This window comes from Bacillus sp. 17RED48 (assembly GCF_019837545.1).
Classification (GTDB): Bacteria; Bacillota; Bacilli; order Bacillales; family Bacillaceae_G; genus Bacillus_A; species Bacillus_A wiedmannii.
Genome location: NZ_JADAXG010000001.1, coordinates 484,924 through 501,919, shown reverse-complemented (window position 1 = coordinate 501,919; position 16,996 = coordinate 484,924). Strand labels below are relative to the sequence as shown.

Genomic DNA, 16,996 nt, shown 5'->3' with positions numbered 1-16,996 from the left:
TAGCCTTCACCAATCGGATATTTACGGACAGTGGACCTCCCGCCTAACTTTTTTCTCTAGCTGAATTTTGAGGTGGGAGTCTTACTGCCCACAAATAGTGGGATAAATGAACTAATGACTAAATACAGAATATTCAATCTCTAAAGGATTAAAAAAAGACAGTAGACAAATATTGTCTACTGCATCCATATCATAACTAGCATAAAGAAAACTACAATTGAGGGGGGTGTAGGATTTTCAAATATACTAGATACTTATCCCGTTCTAACGGGCGGTAAACTTTTCAATTATATGAAAGTGAAAAGTTTACCGCACATAAGAACCTTTGCGGTCATTAAGAGAGCACCGCTAAGTACTCAAATACACGCTGTGCTTTTTCTCCACCCATTCGTGCATGTTGAAGAAGGGAAATACCATGTGGACCCGATGCACGCAATGCCTCTGGTTGTGCTACTAAAATAGCTTGTACAACTTCTAATTCTCCAAGCATCGCGGCCGCGAAAATGTCCATTCGAGCACCCTTTTCTAGTAAATAGAGAGCAATATCTTTACGACCTACATGTGCTGCTGCTCCTAACGCACTTTCCCAATCTGATCCGCCCCAATTGTAAGAGGCATGAAGTAAGCTTGGCAATTCAGCCAACAGTTCTTGTACTTTTTCTAAATCTCCGTGAGCTGCCATAACAAATTCTCTTACTAACTCAGTGGTAATACGTTCTTCTGTTCGCATCTTGCTCCTCCTTTTTTAGAAATTCGTTTTGGTGTGAAAAATGGCTTGTCGCTTCCTTGAAAAATATCTACCTCTATGCCGAACACACGTTGAAACATTTCATGACATAACACTTCTTCTGGTATACCGTCATACTGAAGCTTCCCTCGCTTTAATACGAGTAAACGATCACTATATTGAGCCGCTTGGTTAATATCATGTAAAACCATTACAATTGTCATGCCAAACTCCTCGTTTAACCGTTTCACAAGTTCCATTACTTCCAACTGATGAACGATATCTAAAAAAGTTGTTGGCTCATCTAATAATAAGACATTTGTACGTTGTGCTAGCGTCATTGCAATCCAGGCACGTTGTCTTTCCCCTCCTGATAAAGATTGTAAAAGACGATATTCATACCCTTCAAGATTTGTAACAGACAATGCCCAATCAACAATTTCTTCATCGTCTTTATTTAAGCGATCTTTCCATGATTTATGAGGTCCTCTTCCAAATTCGATTAATTCTTTCACTGTTAAATCTAATTGATGATCATGCATTTGTGGTAACATCGCTAATTGCTTCGCTACATCGGCACTTTTCATCATATGAATACTTTTTCCATCTAAAATGATATCCCCTTCGCTTTGTTTAAGTAGTCTTGCCATTAAACGAAGCAAAGTAGATTTCCCTGATCCATTCGGTCCAATTAAACTAACGACCTCCCCAGCTTTAATATGTACATTCATATTTTGCATTTGAAATCTTTCAGAATGTGCGTAAAACACTTTATTAACGGAAATCACGTTGTCTTCCTCCTCTATGAATTAAATATAAGAAGAACGGACCGCCTAAGAATGATAATAAAATACCAACAGGCAATTCAATTGGATCGAACCAACTTCGAGCTATCGCATCCGCGAAAACAAGTAATATCCCTCCGCCAAGGCATGATAATGGCAGTAAATATTTATAGTCATTTCCAACTAATAAACGTAACATATGTGGTACAACAAGACCGACAAATCCAATAAGACCAGAAACACTAACTGCAATTCCAGCTAATAGTGTACTTACTACTATTAAATAAAACCGGCTTCTCTCCACGTTATGACCTAATAATTTCGCCATTTCATCTCCAAGCATTAATACTCGAATATGCTTTATACCAAAGAAGGCTAATATAATAGCGAATATTGCATAATAAATAATCATGTTTAAATGTGCCCAACTTACACCACCAATGCCACCTGCTAACCACGGTAACACCGATTGTACTTTGTCACTATGTAATAACATTAACGCTGACGTCGCTGCACCAATTAATGCATTGATTGATACACCTACTAAGACAATCCTTGAAGGCGGCGCCCCTTTTTGCCATGATAAAGCATAAATGACCATCGCCGTTATGAAAGCTCCTATAAATGCCCCGAGCGGTAAAAATGCCATATGCTGAGGGAATAAAATCATAATTACAATTGCTACAAGGCCTGCTCCAGATGAAACCCCGATAATACCAGGGTCTGCAAGAGGATTTCTCATAACCCCTTGCAGCAGTGCACCAGATGCTGCTAAACATGTTCCTACTATAAATCCAACGAGCACTCTCGGTATACGAAGGTCCCATACAATTCGATGAACCGTCGAACCTTCATCTTGTATCCCTGTTAGAATATCTCGTAAAGAAAAGGATAGGCTTCCTGCGAAAAGACCGTAAAAAAGACCTAAAATCGCTAATACAACTAAAGTAACTGCTATTATCCACCTTTTTTTCGCAAAAGGATGTTCCTTTTCCCTTACTACTTCACTACTTTCCATACTTATCATTTCCTTACATCTTGTATACTTTTATACATAAATTCCATTGCTTCTGTAACTTTTGTTCCAGGATTTGATCCAAATAAGTCTGGTGGCAAAATAACTACACGATTTTGTTTTACTGCATCTAAATTTTTCCACGCTGCATTTTTCATCATTTCGCCTTCAAATGCTTTTTTAACGCTATTTGGATCTCCATGTGTAATTAAATAAATCACATCTGGATTTGCCTCAATAATACGTTCTACACTTAGCTGCGCATATTGCGGATATTCCTTCATTTCCGGAAAATCAGCTGCAATATTTTTCCCGCCTGTTTTTTCTAAAATATCGCCTGATAAAGATGTTGGTAATGCTGCTAAATAAGTACCTGGTGCTCCGTATACTAACAGTGCTTTCACATCACTCTTTTTCTCATATGTCTTCATTTGATCATTAATTTTTTGATTAAGTTCTTTTGCTTTATCTTCTTTCTTCATTATCGTTCCATATAGTTCAATATTCTTTTGAATATCTTGTACAGAATTCGCAGAAGAAATCATTACTTTCGTTCCTTGTCCTTCAACCGTTGGAACATTTTTTTGAAACCCATTGTTAGCAATAAGTACATCCGGTTTTAAACTAGCAATTTGCTCAAAATTCGGTTGATGTGCATTCCCGATTACTTGTACTTTCTTTAAATCCTCTGGAAGAGTTATTTTTGCATCCGGACGACCTACTATTTTTCCGCCTAAAGCATGAATAATATTCATGTCTCCCATACTTAATGTTGCAAAACTCTCTGGCACTTTATCGAATGTTACCTTTCTTCCTGACAGGTCGGTAACTTCGATTTTCTCTTTTCCTTTTTCTGTTTTTGTTGCAGATGCTTTTTCGTCTCCCTTTGCATTGCAACCTATTAACAAGAAAAAAATAGATAAAATCGCTGTGAATAGCGTAATAGATTTTTTCATTCTTTCACCTCTAACTGATAATGATAATCATTAACTACTATTCTACTTTAATTGATAAGGATTATCATTGTCAATATAAACCGCATACATTTTTTTCAAAAACAAAAAGCACTACAAAAAGATTCGTTCTTTTCGTAGTGCTCTATTTCATAATATTACTCACATTCATTTCCCTCTAACTGATCTCGCATCACTTTCACACGCTGAAAGAAAAAGAATGATAAACTTAAAAATATAATGGTGCTCCCCATCATAACAAAAGATTGTATTGTTTCTTTTGCTCCATTCGGAATCAATAAGCCAACCATTAACAATGTACTTACAGCGAGAAGGATTTGTCCGAACCGAGTATAATCTTCTATTTTTCCTTGTAATTCTTTCATTATATTCTCACTCCCCTATTTCACTGTATCATATTCTATTAAACTTAAAGACCAGTAAATACAGCCATTCTGGGAGATGTTTTCCAAATGAAAAAGAGCCGCTTTATTACGACTCTTTCATAACCATTACTCCCCTTTATATGCTTCCATATAAATTTCTTTCAACTCTGAAATGAGAGGTAATTTTGGATTAGCTGTTGTACATTGATCTTCAAAAGCTCTTTCTGCTAATAATCCAACAACCTCTTCAAATTGGTCTTTAGCAACTCCTTGTCCTGCAATACTCATATTTATATTTAAGCTTTTTCCAAGCTCAATAATTGCTTGGACGAGTGATTCCACACCTTCTGCTGTCGAGCCTGCTGGAAGCCCGAGCATTCTCGCAATATGTGCATAGCGTTCATCAGCTACAAAGTGCTCATATTTTGGGAACAACGCGTGTTTTCGTGGCTTAATAGCATTATAGCGAACTACGTGCGGCATAAGAATTGCATTCGCACGCCCATGCGGAATATGAAATTCCGGTCCAATTTTATGTGCTAAGCTGTGATTAATACCTAAGAAAGCATTTGCAAATGCCATCCCAGCGATTGCAGAAGCATTATGCATTTTTTCTCGCGCTTCTTCGTCATTTCCATCTTTAAATGCTCTTGGTAAATATTTAAATACGAGATCAATGGCCTTTAATGCTAATCCATCTGTATAGTCATTTGCTAGAACAGACACATACGCCTCGATTGCATGCGTTAATACGTCCATACCAGTGTCTGCTGTTACATGTGGTGGTACTGTCATTACAAACTGTGGATCAACAATTGCTACATCTGGTGTTAATTCATAATCCGCGAGCGGATACTTTATATTATTTTTCTTATCTGTAATAACCGCAAATGGTGTCACTTCTGATCCTGTTCCTGATGTTGTTGGAATGGCAACAAACTGCGCCTTACTTCCTAATTCCGGATATTTACATGTACGTTTTCTTATATCTAAAAACTTCTGTTTAATTCCATAGAATGTTGTTTCTGGGTGCTCATAGAAAAGCCACATCCCTTTCGCTGCATCCATAGCTGAACCACCACCAAGTGCGATAATTACATCTGGCTTAAAACTTCTCATCATTTCCGCACCTTTAAACACAGTTTCATCTGATGGATCTGGCTCGACCTCAAAGAAAACTTCGACTTTTACATCATTTGCATGTTTACGTAAATAATGCGTAACCGTATCTACATATCCGTGCTCAACCATTCCTGGATCCGTTACAATAAATGCACGTGAAATGTTAGGCATATTTGCTAAATATGCTGTCGCATGTTTTTCAAAATAAATTTTTGGTGGTAATTTGAACCACTGCATATTCTTTTTTCTATTTGCCAACCTTTTTATATTTAATAAATGCGTCGCTGTTACGTTTTGAGAAACTGAGTTTTTCCCATACGAGCCGCAACCAAGCGTAAGTGATGGAATAAATCCATTATATATGTCACCGATTCCACCTTGTGATGAAGGGGCGTTTACAATAAGACGGCAAGCTTTCATACGTAATCCAAATTGTTTTTGTACTTCTTTATTTGTAGAATGAATGACTGCTGAATGTCCTAAACCACCAAGGTTTAACATTTCTTCGCAATATGTAAATCCTTCTTCTAATGAATTTGCTTTTACACACGCTAATACTGGACTCAGTTTCTCACGAGATAGTGGATATGCTGCTCCGATACCTTGTATTTCAGCTACAAGCATTTTTGTATTTTCAGGCACAGTAATTCCAACTAATGCGGCAATGTACTGCGCTGATTTCCCTACAATATCACTATTTACTGCACATGTATTTTCATTAATAACTAGCTTTTCTAATTTTCTTCTCTCTTCTTCTGCTACAAAGTAACAATTGTTTGCAATCATTTCTGTTTTCACATCATCATAAATTTCCTTGTCTATAATGATTGCTTGTTCTGATGCACAAATCATACCGTTATCAAATGTTTTTGATAAAATTAAATCATTAACAGCTCGTTTTATATGCGCTGATTTCTCTATATAGCATGGTACATTACCAGGACCTACACCTAGCGCTGGTTTTCCAGTAGAATAAGCTGATTTCACCATACCTGCTCCTCCAGTTGCCAAAACAAGCGCAACACCTTCATGGTTCATTAATTGTTTTGTTGCTTCGACAGAAGGTTTTTCAATCCACTGAATACAATGTTTTGGTGCCCCCGCCTTCACCGCTGCATCATATACTGTTTTCGCCGCTGCAATGGAACAGTTTTGTGCTGAAGGATGAAATGCGAAAATAATTGGATTTCTCGTTTTTATCGCGATTAATGCTTTAAACATTGTTGTCGACGTTGGATTCGTTACTGGCGTTACCCCAGCTACTACACCGACAGGTTCTGCAATTTCTATTATTTCTTCATGAGGATCTTCGTGAATAATCCCTACTGTTTTATCTTTTTTTATGCTATGCCAAATATATTCAGTAGCAAAAATATTTTTAATACATTTATCTTCATATACACCACGACCCGTTTCTTCAACAGCCAACTTCGCAAGCGGCATATGTTGATCCACACCTGCTAATGCCATTTCGTGAACAATGTTGTCAATTTGCTCTTGTGTAAAACCTTCTAATGCTTGTAAAGCCTTTCGACCGTTATTCACTAACGTATCAATCATCTCTTTTACTTCCTGCATTTCATTTACAACTTTCTCTTTGACTACCATGTAAATTCCTCCTATTCTGCTATCGTGGACTAAATGAGACCCTATAGGTCATAATAAGTCCCGATTAGCGTAAAAAAATAGAGTTGCTTTCCTACATGAACCTCATTGTTTGTGAAACATTTCACAAGATTGTTCGTGAGTAACATTTCATGAACTTAATATACATGAAATAATTTCATTTGTGTATGTCTATTTTGTGAAATATTTCACAAAATGATGTGATAAAAATGCACTGCCTTATATTAGCAGTGCATTTTTATTATGCTAACGCTTGTGCTAGATCTTCAATTAAATCTTCACCGTCTTCAATACCGACAGAAATACGAATTAATGTATCTGTAATTCCTAATTCTTTGCGGCGATCTGCTGGGATTGATGCATGTGTCATTTGAGATGGGATAGAAATTAAACTTTCTACTGCCCCTAAACTTTCAGCAAGTGTAAAGTATTGTAATTTCTCAAGTACTTTATTTAATGTTTCTTCGCTATCTACATCAAATGAGATAATAGCACCAAATCCATTTGCTTGTTCTGTTGCAAGTTCATGGTTTTGATGTGACTCAAGACCTGGGTAATATACTTTATTTACTTTTGGATGATTATTTAAAAACTCGGCAATTGCGCGTGAATTCGTTTCATGCTCTTCCATTCGAATTCCTAATGTTTTTAAGCCACGAAGTAGTAAGAAGCTATCTTGCGGGCCAAGAATGCCTCCTGTTGAGTTTTGTACAAAGTGAAGGTCTTCTGCTAATTGCGGGCTATTTACAACTACTAGGCCTGCAACTACGTCACTATGACCTCCTAAATATTTCGTTGCACTATGAAGTACAATGTCTGCTCCTAAAGTAATCGGCGACTGCCAATATGGCGTCATGAATGTGTTATCGATAATTGTTAATAAATCTTTCTCTTTAGCAAGAGTAGATATTTTCTTAATATCAGTAATTTTCAGTAATGGGTTCGTTGGTGTTTCCACATAAATCGCTTTCGTATTCGGACGAATTGCTTCTACAACTTCCTCTAAGTTGGTTGTATCTACAAATGTATGCTCAATACCGAAGCGATTTAATACTTTCGTGATAACGCGGTACGTTCCACCATACACATCATCTGTTAAAATAACGTGGTCACCTTTTGAGAACAACATAATTGTAGCTGTAATAGCAGCCATTCCTGAACCAAATGCAAAACCAGCATGACCGTTTTCTAATACTGCAATCATTTCTTCTAAAGCTGCACGTGTTGGGTTGCCTGTACGTGAATATTCATATCCTTGATGCTTACCAACTGCTTCTTGTTTGTACGTACTTGTTTGATAAATCGGTACATTTACAGATCCAGTTGAAGGTTCTCCTATGCGAATACCATGAATTAACTTTGTCTTTGCTCTCATTTTTTATTCCCATCCTTTGTATATGTCTTTACTTAAATAACGCTCACTACTATCAGGAAAAATCGTTACAATATTTGTACCTGGTGCCGCTTGCTCTGCTTCAAGTAAACTTGCATGAAATGCTGCTCCTGAAGAGCTCCCAACAAGCAGTCCTTCTTTTTGCGCTAATTCCTTTACTCGTAAAAATGCATTTCGATCAGAAATTGTATGAATTTCATCAAAATAAGATGTTTTCAAAAATGGCGGGATGAATTCAAGGCCGATCCCTTCTGTTTCATGCGAACCAGCTTTACCACCATTTAAAATGGATCCTTCTGGTTCCACAATAACCGTTTTTATATCTACATTTTTTTCTTTCAAATAAGATGCAGTCCCCATGAATGTACCACCAGTTCCTGCTCCTGCAACAAATATGTTAATCTCTCCGTTCAGTGCATCCCAAAGTTCAGGACCTAGTGTTTTGAAATAAGCACGCGGGTTTGCTTCATTCGCAAACTGACTTGGAGAGTATGAATTCGGTATTTCATTTACTAATTCTTTTGCTTTTGCAATTGCACCGGTCATTCCTTGCTCAGTTGGTGTATGCACGACCGTTGCGCCTAGCGCTTTCATTAATTCTTGTTTTTCAATACTAAATTTCTCTGGTACACAAACAATAACGCGTAAATCATGTTGTAACGCTGCAAGTGCCAGTCCAATACCAGTATTTCCAGCGGTCGGTTCAATAATTGTTCCACCCTGGGTAACAAGCCCTTTTTCTAGCGCATCTTCGATTAATTCTCTTCCTAAACGGTCCTTAACGCTTCCACCTGGGTTATAAAATTCAAGCTTTGCAAATAAACGGACCCCTTCTGGAAGTGAAAAACGAGTAATTTCTACAATTGGTGTATGACCAATCAACTCATGAACTCCACGATATACATTCATCGTGTTCTCCCCCTTATTTGCCAATAAAGAAAAGGCAACTGTATGTATTTTCTTTATATGAGACAGTTGCCTTTTTGTTACATTACTTTAACTCTTCTAGTACTTTTACGATAAAGTTTGTAGAATGAAGAGCTGCTTGATCTAAAAATTGATCAAATGAAACATTTGATTCTTTACCAGCAATATCAGAAAGTGCACGAATAATAACAAACGGAACTTCATATTGGTGGCATACTTGTGCAACAGCTGCTGCTTCCATTTCTACTGCATAAAGGTCTTCAAATTTATCACGAATTGCTGCAACGCGGTTCGGATCACTCATAAATGAATCACCTGTTGCAATCATACCTTTTACAACTTGAATATTTTCTTCTGCCTGCATACATTTCTCAGCTAATGCAACTAATGCTTCATCAGCCTTGAATCCAGGAGGCATTCCTGGTACTTGACCATACTCATAGTTAAATGCTGTTACATCTACGTCATGATGACGAACTTCTGTTGAAATAACTACATCTCCAACGTTTAGAGAATGATGGAAGCCACCAGCTGAACCAGTATTAATTACTTTTTCAGGCTTATATCTTTCTAATAAAATTGTCGTTGACATCGCTGCATTTACTTTACCAATACCAGACTTTAACAAGATTACTTCATGTCCTGCTAATTGTCCTTTCGTAAATTCACAACCCGCAACCGTTTCTGTTTCTGCTTGTTCTAATTTGTCACGTAAAATACGTACTTCTTCTTCCATTGCTCCAATTACAGCAATTCTCAATCTAATCCCTCTTTCTATTGCTTAGTTGCCTCCATTACCCAAACGAAATGATTTAATCTCGTAAACGTTACATGGAAGCCATTGTTTTCAAAAATAGACTGCATGACTGGAATACGTGTATAATATTCCGTTTGCAAATCGTTTGCTAACTGATGGAAACCTCTTTGTTTTGCTGTTTCAACAGTTTTATCATATGCATCTTGATCTGCAAATATCGTATCAGCAAACACTATTTTACCACCTTTGTTTAGCAATTGACTATAGTTCGCAATCGCTACATTTTTTTCAGCATCTGTTAAATGATGAAATGCATAGGTGCTTACAATGGTATCAATTGAATTTGGAACTTCAAACGAAAGAAAATCACCTTCTGTAATCGAAAACTCTTGCGGCAATTTCTCTTTTGCAATCATGCGCATTTCACGTGACGGTTCTATACCGTAAACTGTGTGGCCAGCAAGTAATAATTTATTTGTTAAATTTCCAGTACCAACACCAAATTCTAATACATTACCAAATGACTTGTTAACTACATCCTCTAGAATATCCTCATAATGAGCGAAAACTTCTTTATATTGTATATCTTCGCCTTGTACGAATGAGTCGTACGTATGAGCCCACTCATCAAATAAACCATTAAATTCTGTCCCCATAAAAATTCCCCTTTTTCTTATCGGTTTTATCAGTATGATATGCCCTCTTGCTAAAAATGTCAATTGAAATGTACATGGTATTTCATTCTTTTCTTTGTTACACTATAGTTGATTACATAGGAGAGGGGTCGTCTTCGTGTCATTTACCTTTGAAATGTTAGAAGATAAAGTAGAGTTTTTCGAAGCAGGAGACTTAGCTTCTTTGGAACGAAAAATTAGCGAACAAATCGATAATAATAAAGCACTTATGCTTGAAGTTCATCATATCTCGCATCAAATGGTTATGGATCCCGAAAGCAAAAGTCCATATTATAGCGCGGTTGTTCATTTTAAATTAAAGAAATTACGCTAACTAAAAAAGAGAAGCTCCTAAGGAGCCTCTCTTTTTTAGTTTAGAGTTTGAACAAGTACTGGTTTCCAGCCCTCATTTTCTACCCAATCAATATTCACATAATATTTTTTACCTGATTGTTTATCTTGTACGTTACCGTAAGCTTTATTCTTACCGTTATTTCCAATTCTATGGATAACTAATTGATTTACTGGAACGTCAATTGCAGCTGAAATCGCTTGATTCATCTCATTCCAATCTGCTGTACCTTTTTTAAACGTCATCGCAGGTGTTGCACCTTGCTCTGTACCTACTGGCTTCCAAGAAGATTTCGTATAAGCATCTGTTGCCTGTGACTGTGTTTTTTCAGCTGGTGCTTTCTCGTTAGCTTTCGCTTCTTCTTCAGCTTTTTTCTGTTCTTCCTCAGCCTTTTGCTTCGCTTCTTCTTCCTGCTTCTTAGCCTCTGTCTTATCTTGCTCGTTCTTCTTCGGCTCTTCTTTGCCTTTAGCTTTCTCAGCTTTATTCTCTTTCGTTGTTTGCTGAGCTACTTTTTTATCACTAGAAGACGCTTGCTCTTTTCTTTCAGGAACAAACAATTGATATGATACAATAGCTACTAATATTAATACAATTGCAATTGCAATATTTAAAACACCGTTTTGACGACGTTTTTGTTGTTTCTGTTGGAATCTAGATCCTCCTGCCATTCTTCAAACCTCCATGCAGTTTTTCATACTTGCTATTGTAACATTAAATCTAGAAAGGTTGAACATTTACAATAATATTTTCACGAAATGAAAACATTTCAATATGAATTGCAAGATTACTTTTCATTCTCTAATCGATAGATTGATTCTACGATAGCTTTGAAAATAGGTGTAACTTCATTTCCATTACTATTCGTTTCTATATCCACGACAACTAAAGCATATCTTGGATTTTCATATGGAAAATACCCTGCAAACCAACGATTCACTTTCGTCCCTTTTCCTGTTTGCGCTGTCCCAGATTTTCCGGCAACACTTAGTGGCAACGACCTGAATGCGGCTCCTGTTCCTTTCTCCGTTGTTACAACGCCCCTTAATAACTCTTGTAATGTTTTAACCGCTTCATACGAAAGCTGTTTCCCGCCTATTGTATGGTCTTCAAATGTATAAAAGTCCGTTCCATTTTTATACATTATTTTTTCCACAGCTTTCACTTCCATCTTTTCTCCATCCCTAGCAATCGTCGCCATCATATTTGCAATCGCTAGAGGTGACATACGTACATCTTTCTGTCCAATCGCGGTTTGCGCTACCGCCTTTTTACTATTCTTATTTCCTTCACTCCCCCAAATCGTAACCCTCTTCTCCTCTGGCATTTGCTCAAAATGAGTTGTATGAAATACAGAACCTTTCCATCCAACCTTACCAGCGCCTCCTAACGCTGCTACGTAAGTTTCTAACACCATCTTATCCTTTTGTATTAGCTCATTACCTAACTCTGAAAATGTCCTATTACAGCTTCTAGCAAAGCTCTCTTTAAAACTAAGTGTACCCATCATAACTTGTGGATGGTCTTCACCATATAAATCTTGATTACAATTAAATGTACGATTAAACACATTTTCATTTTGATCAATCACTGCCGCTGCAACTATTGTTTTAAAAACAGAACCGGGAAAATGTGGTGTTAACATTTGATTTTCAAGTGTAGTTGTATATAAACGCTCATCCTTCACCTGTACAGATGGTTTACTGACCATCGCTAAAATTTCATTTTTCTTTACATCAAGTAATACTAATCCCCCCTTCTTTATTTCGCTTGCTTCAACCACTTCTTCTGCTTTTTGCTGTAACCTGTTATGTAAAGTTGTTTGAATCGTCACTGGATAAAACGGATTTCCAGGCGCAGTATATTTCGCTTGTTTTCCAAAAATCGGTTCTCCTTGTCGGTCCACTTGATACAATACTTTTGCCTCTCCATCGGTCAAAAGAAATTCATCAAATGATTGCTGCAATCCTGAAATGCCAATTGGCGTTTGCCTTGAAATTTTTCTTACTTCTCCGTATCGTTTTTGAAATTCTCGTTCATTCTCCCCCACATCGCCAATTAAATGATTCATCGCGCCAGTTTGCCGTAAACGAACTTCAGCTGCTACAATACCTAATACATTTAATTGATTTACCTTCTCCATCTGCTCTCGTGCCAATCGAAATGGACCATTTCCCCTTTGCATGATAAATGCACTTTTCTTGTCTTTCATTTGACTTTCAATCTCTTGTCTCGACACACCAATGATATGCGCAATTTTCTCTAACATGTCATTTTTTATTTGTAGAAATGGAAAAACAATTAAAACAGGATACTTTTTCTCACCTATTTCCTTACCGTTCCGATCTATAAAATGGCCTCTTCCATCATCTACCGTAATGGACTGCGTCCGTTGTGTAACACTTTTTTCAATTAAATTTATCTTACGATCTGTAAATGATTCTGTATCTATAATTTGTATTTGAATTAAACGACAAAGTAAAATAAACATGATACACATAAAACAAATTAAAACAATTGTAATTCTCCGTTTTATTTTCATAAAAAAACACCTCGTCTATTATAGTTTGGACGGAGTGTTTCATCTTTTATACAAATAAAAAAATCACTCGCTTTTACACGAGTGATTTTTTATTATTTTACAGAGATAATCTCTACTTGCATTTCTCCACCTGGAGTTTGGATTGCTACCTTCTCACCAATTTGCTTACCTAATAAGCTTTTTGCAATTGGAGAATCGTTAGAAATTCTTCCTTCAAATGGATCTGCTTCTGCGCTACCTACGATTGTGTAAGATTCTTCATCTCCACCTGGCAACTCTTTAAATGTTACTGTTTTACCTAATGTAACAACTGTAGATTCTTCGCCGTTATCTGTGATGATAACTGCGTTACGAATCATGTTTTCTAATTGTGTAATACGTCCTTCTACGAACGCTTGCTCATCTTTCGCTGCATCGTACTCAGAGTTCTCAGAAAGATCTCCGAAGCTACGTGCAATCTTAATGCGCTCTACAACCTCTTTACGTTTTACCGTTTTTAAATCTTCAAGTTCGTTCTCTAGCTTTTGCTTACCCTCTTGCGTCATAGGGTATGTTTTTTCTGTTGCCATATTTTCCACTCCTTTTATATACCAATCCCCCGAAAAAAAAGAGGAGTTCCATATGAAAACTCCCCCACTTATATGTATAGCGGAGGTTTCTAGCACGCCTGTACTAGCGGAGTTGTCACATACAACCCCGTATTCCCAATTCTTCTTTATATAAAGAAGATATGTATGGAAAGTTGATATAAATATGCCCTCACCTATATATAGATGAGGTTGCATGTTTCATTGTATTCGATAGGAAGGGAAAAAATCCCTTCCTATCGTATATCTTTTACTATGCTATTACAAATTTACTTTTTGTTCAAGAATTGTTGCAATTTTTGTCACCATAATATCAATTGCAACATGATTTTGTCCACCTTCAGGGATAATAATATCCGCAAATTTCTTAGAAGGCTCAATAAATTGATTGTGCATTGGACGTACAACACTTACGTATTGATCAACTACTGAATCCATCGTACGACCGCGCTCTTTAATATCACGCTGCATGCGGCGTAAAATACGAAGATCTGCATCTGTATCAACGAATAGCTTTATGTCCATTAACTCACAAAGACGTGGGTCTTCTAAAATAAGAATTCCTTCTAAAATGATTACATCTTTCGGCTCAACTGGAATAACTTCTTCTGAACGCGTATGCAATGTATAGTCATATACAGGCTTATCAATTTGCTCATATGCAAGCAACTGCTGCAAATGTTCAATTAACAGATCATTATCAAACGCAAGCGGATGATCATAATTTGTTTTTAAACGCTCTTCCATTGGTAAATGGCTTTGATCTTTGTAATAATAATCTTGCTCTAAGATTAAAATAGAATGACCTTTAAAATGGTCAAAAATCGCTTTCGTTACACTCGTTTTACCTGATCCCGAACCACCAGCAATTCCAATTACAACAGGCTTATTCGTCCCCATTCGACTATCACTCTTTCTTATTGAAGTATGCTTTTGCGCATCATATTATTCACATACACTGGTTGATCCACTTTGAATTTCACGATTTGCAACGGATGTCTCGCTGCATCTAATTCGTTTCCATCCTCATCCCAAATTTTCTCCACCGTCTGCGTAAAGTTTTCTATTTCTGGTCCAAAGAACTCGACTTCATGTCCTGGTTTGAAATGATTACGTTGCTCAATCGTTACAATGCCCGTTTCTTCATTATAATCTAACACTAAACCAGCGAAATCATACGTTGTTTTCTTACTATGATTTCCAAACATTTGCTCTTGATGTCCTGGAACCCCTTCAAAGAATGCGGGAGCTGTATCACGATTTGCACATTTATCAAGCTCATCTAACCATTCTTGTTTAAACTCAAAATTATCCGGATCCGCACAATACGCATCAATTACTTTACGGTATACCGTTGCTACAGTCGCTACGTAATGAATTGATTTCATACGTCCTTCAACTTTTAAGCTATCAATTCCAATTTCAATCATTTTCGGAATTGATAAAATTAAATTTAAGTCTTTTGGACTCATTGCAAAGTGAGCATCTTCTTCTTGGAATAGAGGAAGCTCTTTTGCATCTTTATGTTGTGATACTGTTTGAACTAAATCATAGTCCCAACGGCAAGATTGACAACAACCACCACGGTTAGAGTCACGTGCTGTCATATGGTTACTTAACGTACATCTGCCTGAATATGCGATACACATTGCACCATGGACGAATGCTTCAATTTCAATATCCACTTTTTCTTTAATTTCTTTCATTTCTTCATAGCTTGCTTCACGAGCTAATACAAGACGATGTAAACCTTCTTCTTTCCAATACTGTGCTGCTTTCCAGTTGGATAGTGATTGTTGTGTACTTAAATGCACTTCAACAGAAGGCGCTACACGTTTACAAGTCTCAATAATAAGCGGATCAGCAACGATAATTCCCGTTACGCCAGCTTTTTCAATCCCTTTTAAATATTCCTCTAGCCCGTCCATATTTTCATTATGTGCAAAGATATTTGTTGTTACATATATTTTTGCTCCATATTTCTTTGCAAATTCAACACCTTCTGCCATTTCTTCCAGTGTAAAGTTACCTGCATTCGAACGAAGACCAAATTCTTGTCCACCTAAATATACAGCATCTGCCCCATAATGGATAGCTACTTTTAATTTTTCTAAGTTACCCGCAGGGATTAACAGTTCAGGTTTCTTCACAATAACGCGTTTGCCATCGATTACTCGTGAAATTTCTTGTACAGTCATTTCCTACACCCTCCTCGTTTAGTAAACCGTCTCTTTAAAGAAGAATCCTGTATCTAACGGACGATTTACTGGTTGCATTTCTTCTATCTCTTTATATAAATCGTCTTTCACGTCATAATACGCATCACGATCTTCTACACATAAATCAATTGCTTTACGATATTTCTTCGTTACCTCAATAATGTATGCAGAGCTTTTTAGTACACCATCAACTTTTAAGCTAGCGACTTCAGCGTCAATTAGTTCTTCTAACTCATCGATGAAACAAATATCGTTTGGACTCATAATGTGAGTACCATTTTCATCTTCATAAATTGGATATTTATTGTTACGCTCTGGGTCATATAAGAACATATTCTCTTCATATTTTTTCTTTTCAATGTCAAGATTACGTCCTTGATACTCAAAGTAGTTTCCTACTAAGGAACGCTTCGATTGGAACATACAAGTCATACCGTGAATTTGTACTTCAAGTTCCACTTCAGCATTTTCTTTTAATTCAACAATTTCATCTAAGCTAAGCTCACGAGCTAATACAGCTCGTTTTGCTCCTCTTTGTCCCCAGTAGTTACAAGTAAACCAGTTTGTTGCTGTTGTTTCTGTATTCCAGTGCAATTGCATATTTGGCGCTACTTCTCGGACCGCCATTAATACTGCTGGATCTCCGAAAACAATTGCATCTACACTTACTTCGTTTAAAAATGCAACATATTCTGTTAATTCTTCTACTTTATCATTGTGGAACATAGCGTTCATTGCTACGTATACTTTTATACCATTTTCATGCGCAATCTTCACAGCTTGTTTCACATCTTCACGTGAAAATTCCCCTGCTAAACGTAAACCGAACTTTTGCTCACCGATCATTACCGCATCTGCTCCTGCTTTCGCAAGAGGTTCGATATCCACTACTGCTTTTGGCGTTACTAACAATTCAGGTTTCTTCATACCTTGG

17 protein-coding genes are annotated in these 16,996 nt (G+C 36.9%); 1 reads left to right on the top strand and 16 read right to left on the bottom strand.

What is annotated here, in order from left to right:
• Nucleotides 1-334: 334 nt before the first annotated feature.
• The 10 genes from ILT06_RS02675 to ILT06_RS02630 all read right to left on the bottom strand — a co-directional run bounded on the left by ILT06_RS02675 (nucleotide 335) and on the right by ILT06_RS02630 (nucleotide 10,347).
• Nucleotides 335-730 (bottom strand): ankyrin repeat domain-containing protein, encoded by a 396-nt coding sequence (locus ILT06_RS02675; protein ID WP_222654803.1) that lies wholly within the window; start codon nucleotides 728-730, stop codon nucleotides 335-337.
• Nucleotides 697-1,515 (bottom strand): ABC transporter ATP-binding protein, encoded by an 819-nt coding sequence (locus ILT06_RS02670; protein ID WP_064474735.1) that lies wholly within the window; start codon nucleotides 1,513-1,515, stop codon nucleotides 697-699. The genes ILT06_RS02675 and ILT06_RS02670 overlap by 34 nt, the downstream gene beginning before the upstream one ends.
• Nucleotides 1,502-2,530 (bottom strand): FecCD family ABC transporter permease, encoded by a 1,029-nt coding sequence (locus tag ILT06_RS02665; protein ID WP_064474734.1) that lies wholly within the window; start codon nucleotides 2,528-2,530, stop codon nucleotides 1,502-1,504. The genes ILT06_RS02670 and ILT06_RS02665 overlap by 14 nt, the downstream gene beginning before the upstream one ends.
• Nucleotides 2,531-2,535: 5 nt before the next feature.
• Entirely contained in the window at nucleotides 2,536-3,483 is a 948-nt protein-coding gene (locus ILT06_RS02660; protein WP_064474733.1) for an ABC transporter substrate-binding protein, read from the bottom strand.
• 155 nt (nucleotides 3,484-3,638) lie between these two features.
• Nucleotides 3,639-3,866, bottom strand: coding sequence for a YrhC family protein (locus ILT06_RS02655; protein WP_000661459.1), 228 nt, complete (start codon nucleotides 3,864-3,866; stop codon nucleotides 3,639-3,641).
• A 126-nt stretch (nucleotides 3,867-3,992) separates the two neighbouring features.
• Complete coding sequence (gene adhE, locus ILT06_RS02650) at nucleotides 3,993-6,596, bottom strand: bifunctional acetaldehyde-CoA/alcohol dehydrogenase (RefSeq protein WP_064474732.1); 2,604 nt, start codon at nucleotides 6,594-6,596, stop codon at nucleotides 3,993-3,995.
• A gap of 259 nt (nucleotides 6,597-6,855) precedes the next feature.
• Nucleotides 6,856-7,989, bottom strand: coding sequence for a bifunctional cystathionine gamma-lyase/homocysteine desulfhydrase (locus ILT06_RS02645; protein WP_001201925.1), 1,134 nt, complete (start codon nucleotides 7,987-7,989; stop codon nucleotides 6,856-6,858).
• 3 nt (nucleotides 7,990-7,992) lie between these two features.
• On the bottom strand, nucleotides 7,993-8,916 hold the full coding sequence (locus tag ILT06_RS02640) for an O-acetylserine dependent cystathionine beta-synthase (RefSeq protein WP_001103870.1): 924 nt from the start codon (nucleotides 8,914-8,916) through the stop codon (nucleotides 7,993-7,995).
• A gap of 82 nt (nucleotides 8,917-8,998) precedes the next feature.
• Complete coding sequence (gene mtnN / locus ILT06_RS02635; RefSeq protein WP_001217038.1) at nucleotides 8,999-9,694, bottom strand: 5'-methylthioadenosine/S-adenosylhomocysteine nucleosidase; 696 nt, start codon at nucleotides 9,692-9,694, stop codon at nucleotides 8,999-9,001.
• Between the two features lie 14 nt (nucleotides 9,695-9,708).
• Entirely contained in the window at nucleotides 9,709-10,347 is a 639-nt protein-coding gene (locus ILT06_RS02630; protein ID WP_064474731.1) for a class I SAM-dependent DNA methyltransferase, read from the bottom strand.
• 136 nt (nucleotides 10,348-10,483) lie between these two features.
• On the opposite strand from ILT06_RS02630, the gene ILT06_RS02625 reads away from it, so the two are divergent.
• Complete coding sequence (locus ILT06_RS02625) at nucleotides 10,484-10,699, top strand: YrzA family protein (protein WP_064474730.1); 216 nt, start codon at nucleotides 10,484-10,486, stop codon at nucleotides 10,697-10,699.
• A 35-nt stretch (nucleotides 10,700-10,734) separates the two neighbouring features.
• Here the strand turns inward: ILT06_RS02625 and ILT06_RS02620 are convergent, their stop codons facing one another.
• The 6 genes from ILT06_RS02620 to ILT06_RS02595 all read right to left on the bottom strand — a co-directional run bounded on the left by ILT06_RS02620 (nucleotide 10,735) and on the right by ILT06_RS02595 (nucleotide 16,989).
• Nucleotides 10,735-11,385, bottom strand: a complete 651-nt coding sequence (locus tag ILT06_RS02620; RefSeq protein ID WP_064474729.1) for a YrrS family protein — start codon at nucleotides 11,383-11,385, stop codon at nucleotides 10,735-10,737.
• A 116-nt stretch (nucleotides 11,386-11,501) separates the two neighbouring features.
• Nucleotides 11,502-13,256 (bottom strand): peptidoglycan D,D-transpeptidase FtsI family protein, encoded by a 1,755-nt coding sequence (locus tag ILT06_RS02615; protein WP_064474728.1) that lies wholly within the window; start codon nucleotides 13,254-13,256, stop codon nucleotides 11,502-11,504.
• A gap of 92 nt (nucleotides 13,257-13,348) precedes the next feature.
• Nucleotides 13,349-13,825: a transcription elongation factor GreA gene (greA, locus tag ILT06_RS02610; RefSeq protein WP_000179964.1), complete on the bottom strand. Its 477-nt coding sequence runs from the start codon at nucleotides 13,823-13,825 to the stop codon at nucleotides 13,349-13,351.
• A gap of 279 nt (nucleotides 13,826-14,104) precedes the next feature.
• Nucleotides 14,105-14,743: a uridine kinase gene (gene udk / locus ILT06_RS02605; protein WP_000537083.1), complete on the bottom strand. Its 639-nt coding sequence runs from the start codon at nucleotides 14,741-14,743 to the stop codon at nucleotides 14,105-14,107.
• Nucleotides 14,744-14,760: 17 nt separating this feature from the next.
• Entirely contained in the window at nucleotides 14,761-16,041 is a 1,281-nt protein-coding gene (locus tag ILT06_RS02600; protein WP_000217969.1) for a peptidase U32 family protein, read from the bottom strand.
• Nucleotides 16,042-16,059: 18 nt separating this feature from the next.
• Nucleotides 16,060-16,989: a peptidase U32 family protein gene (locus tag ILT06_RS02595; protein ID WP_064474727.1), complete on the bottom strand. Its 930-nt coding sequence runs from the start codon at nucleotides 16,987-16,989 to the stop codon at nucleotides 16,060-16,062.
• Nucleotides 16,990-16,996 lie beyond the last annotated feature (7 nt).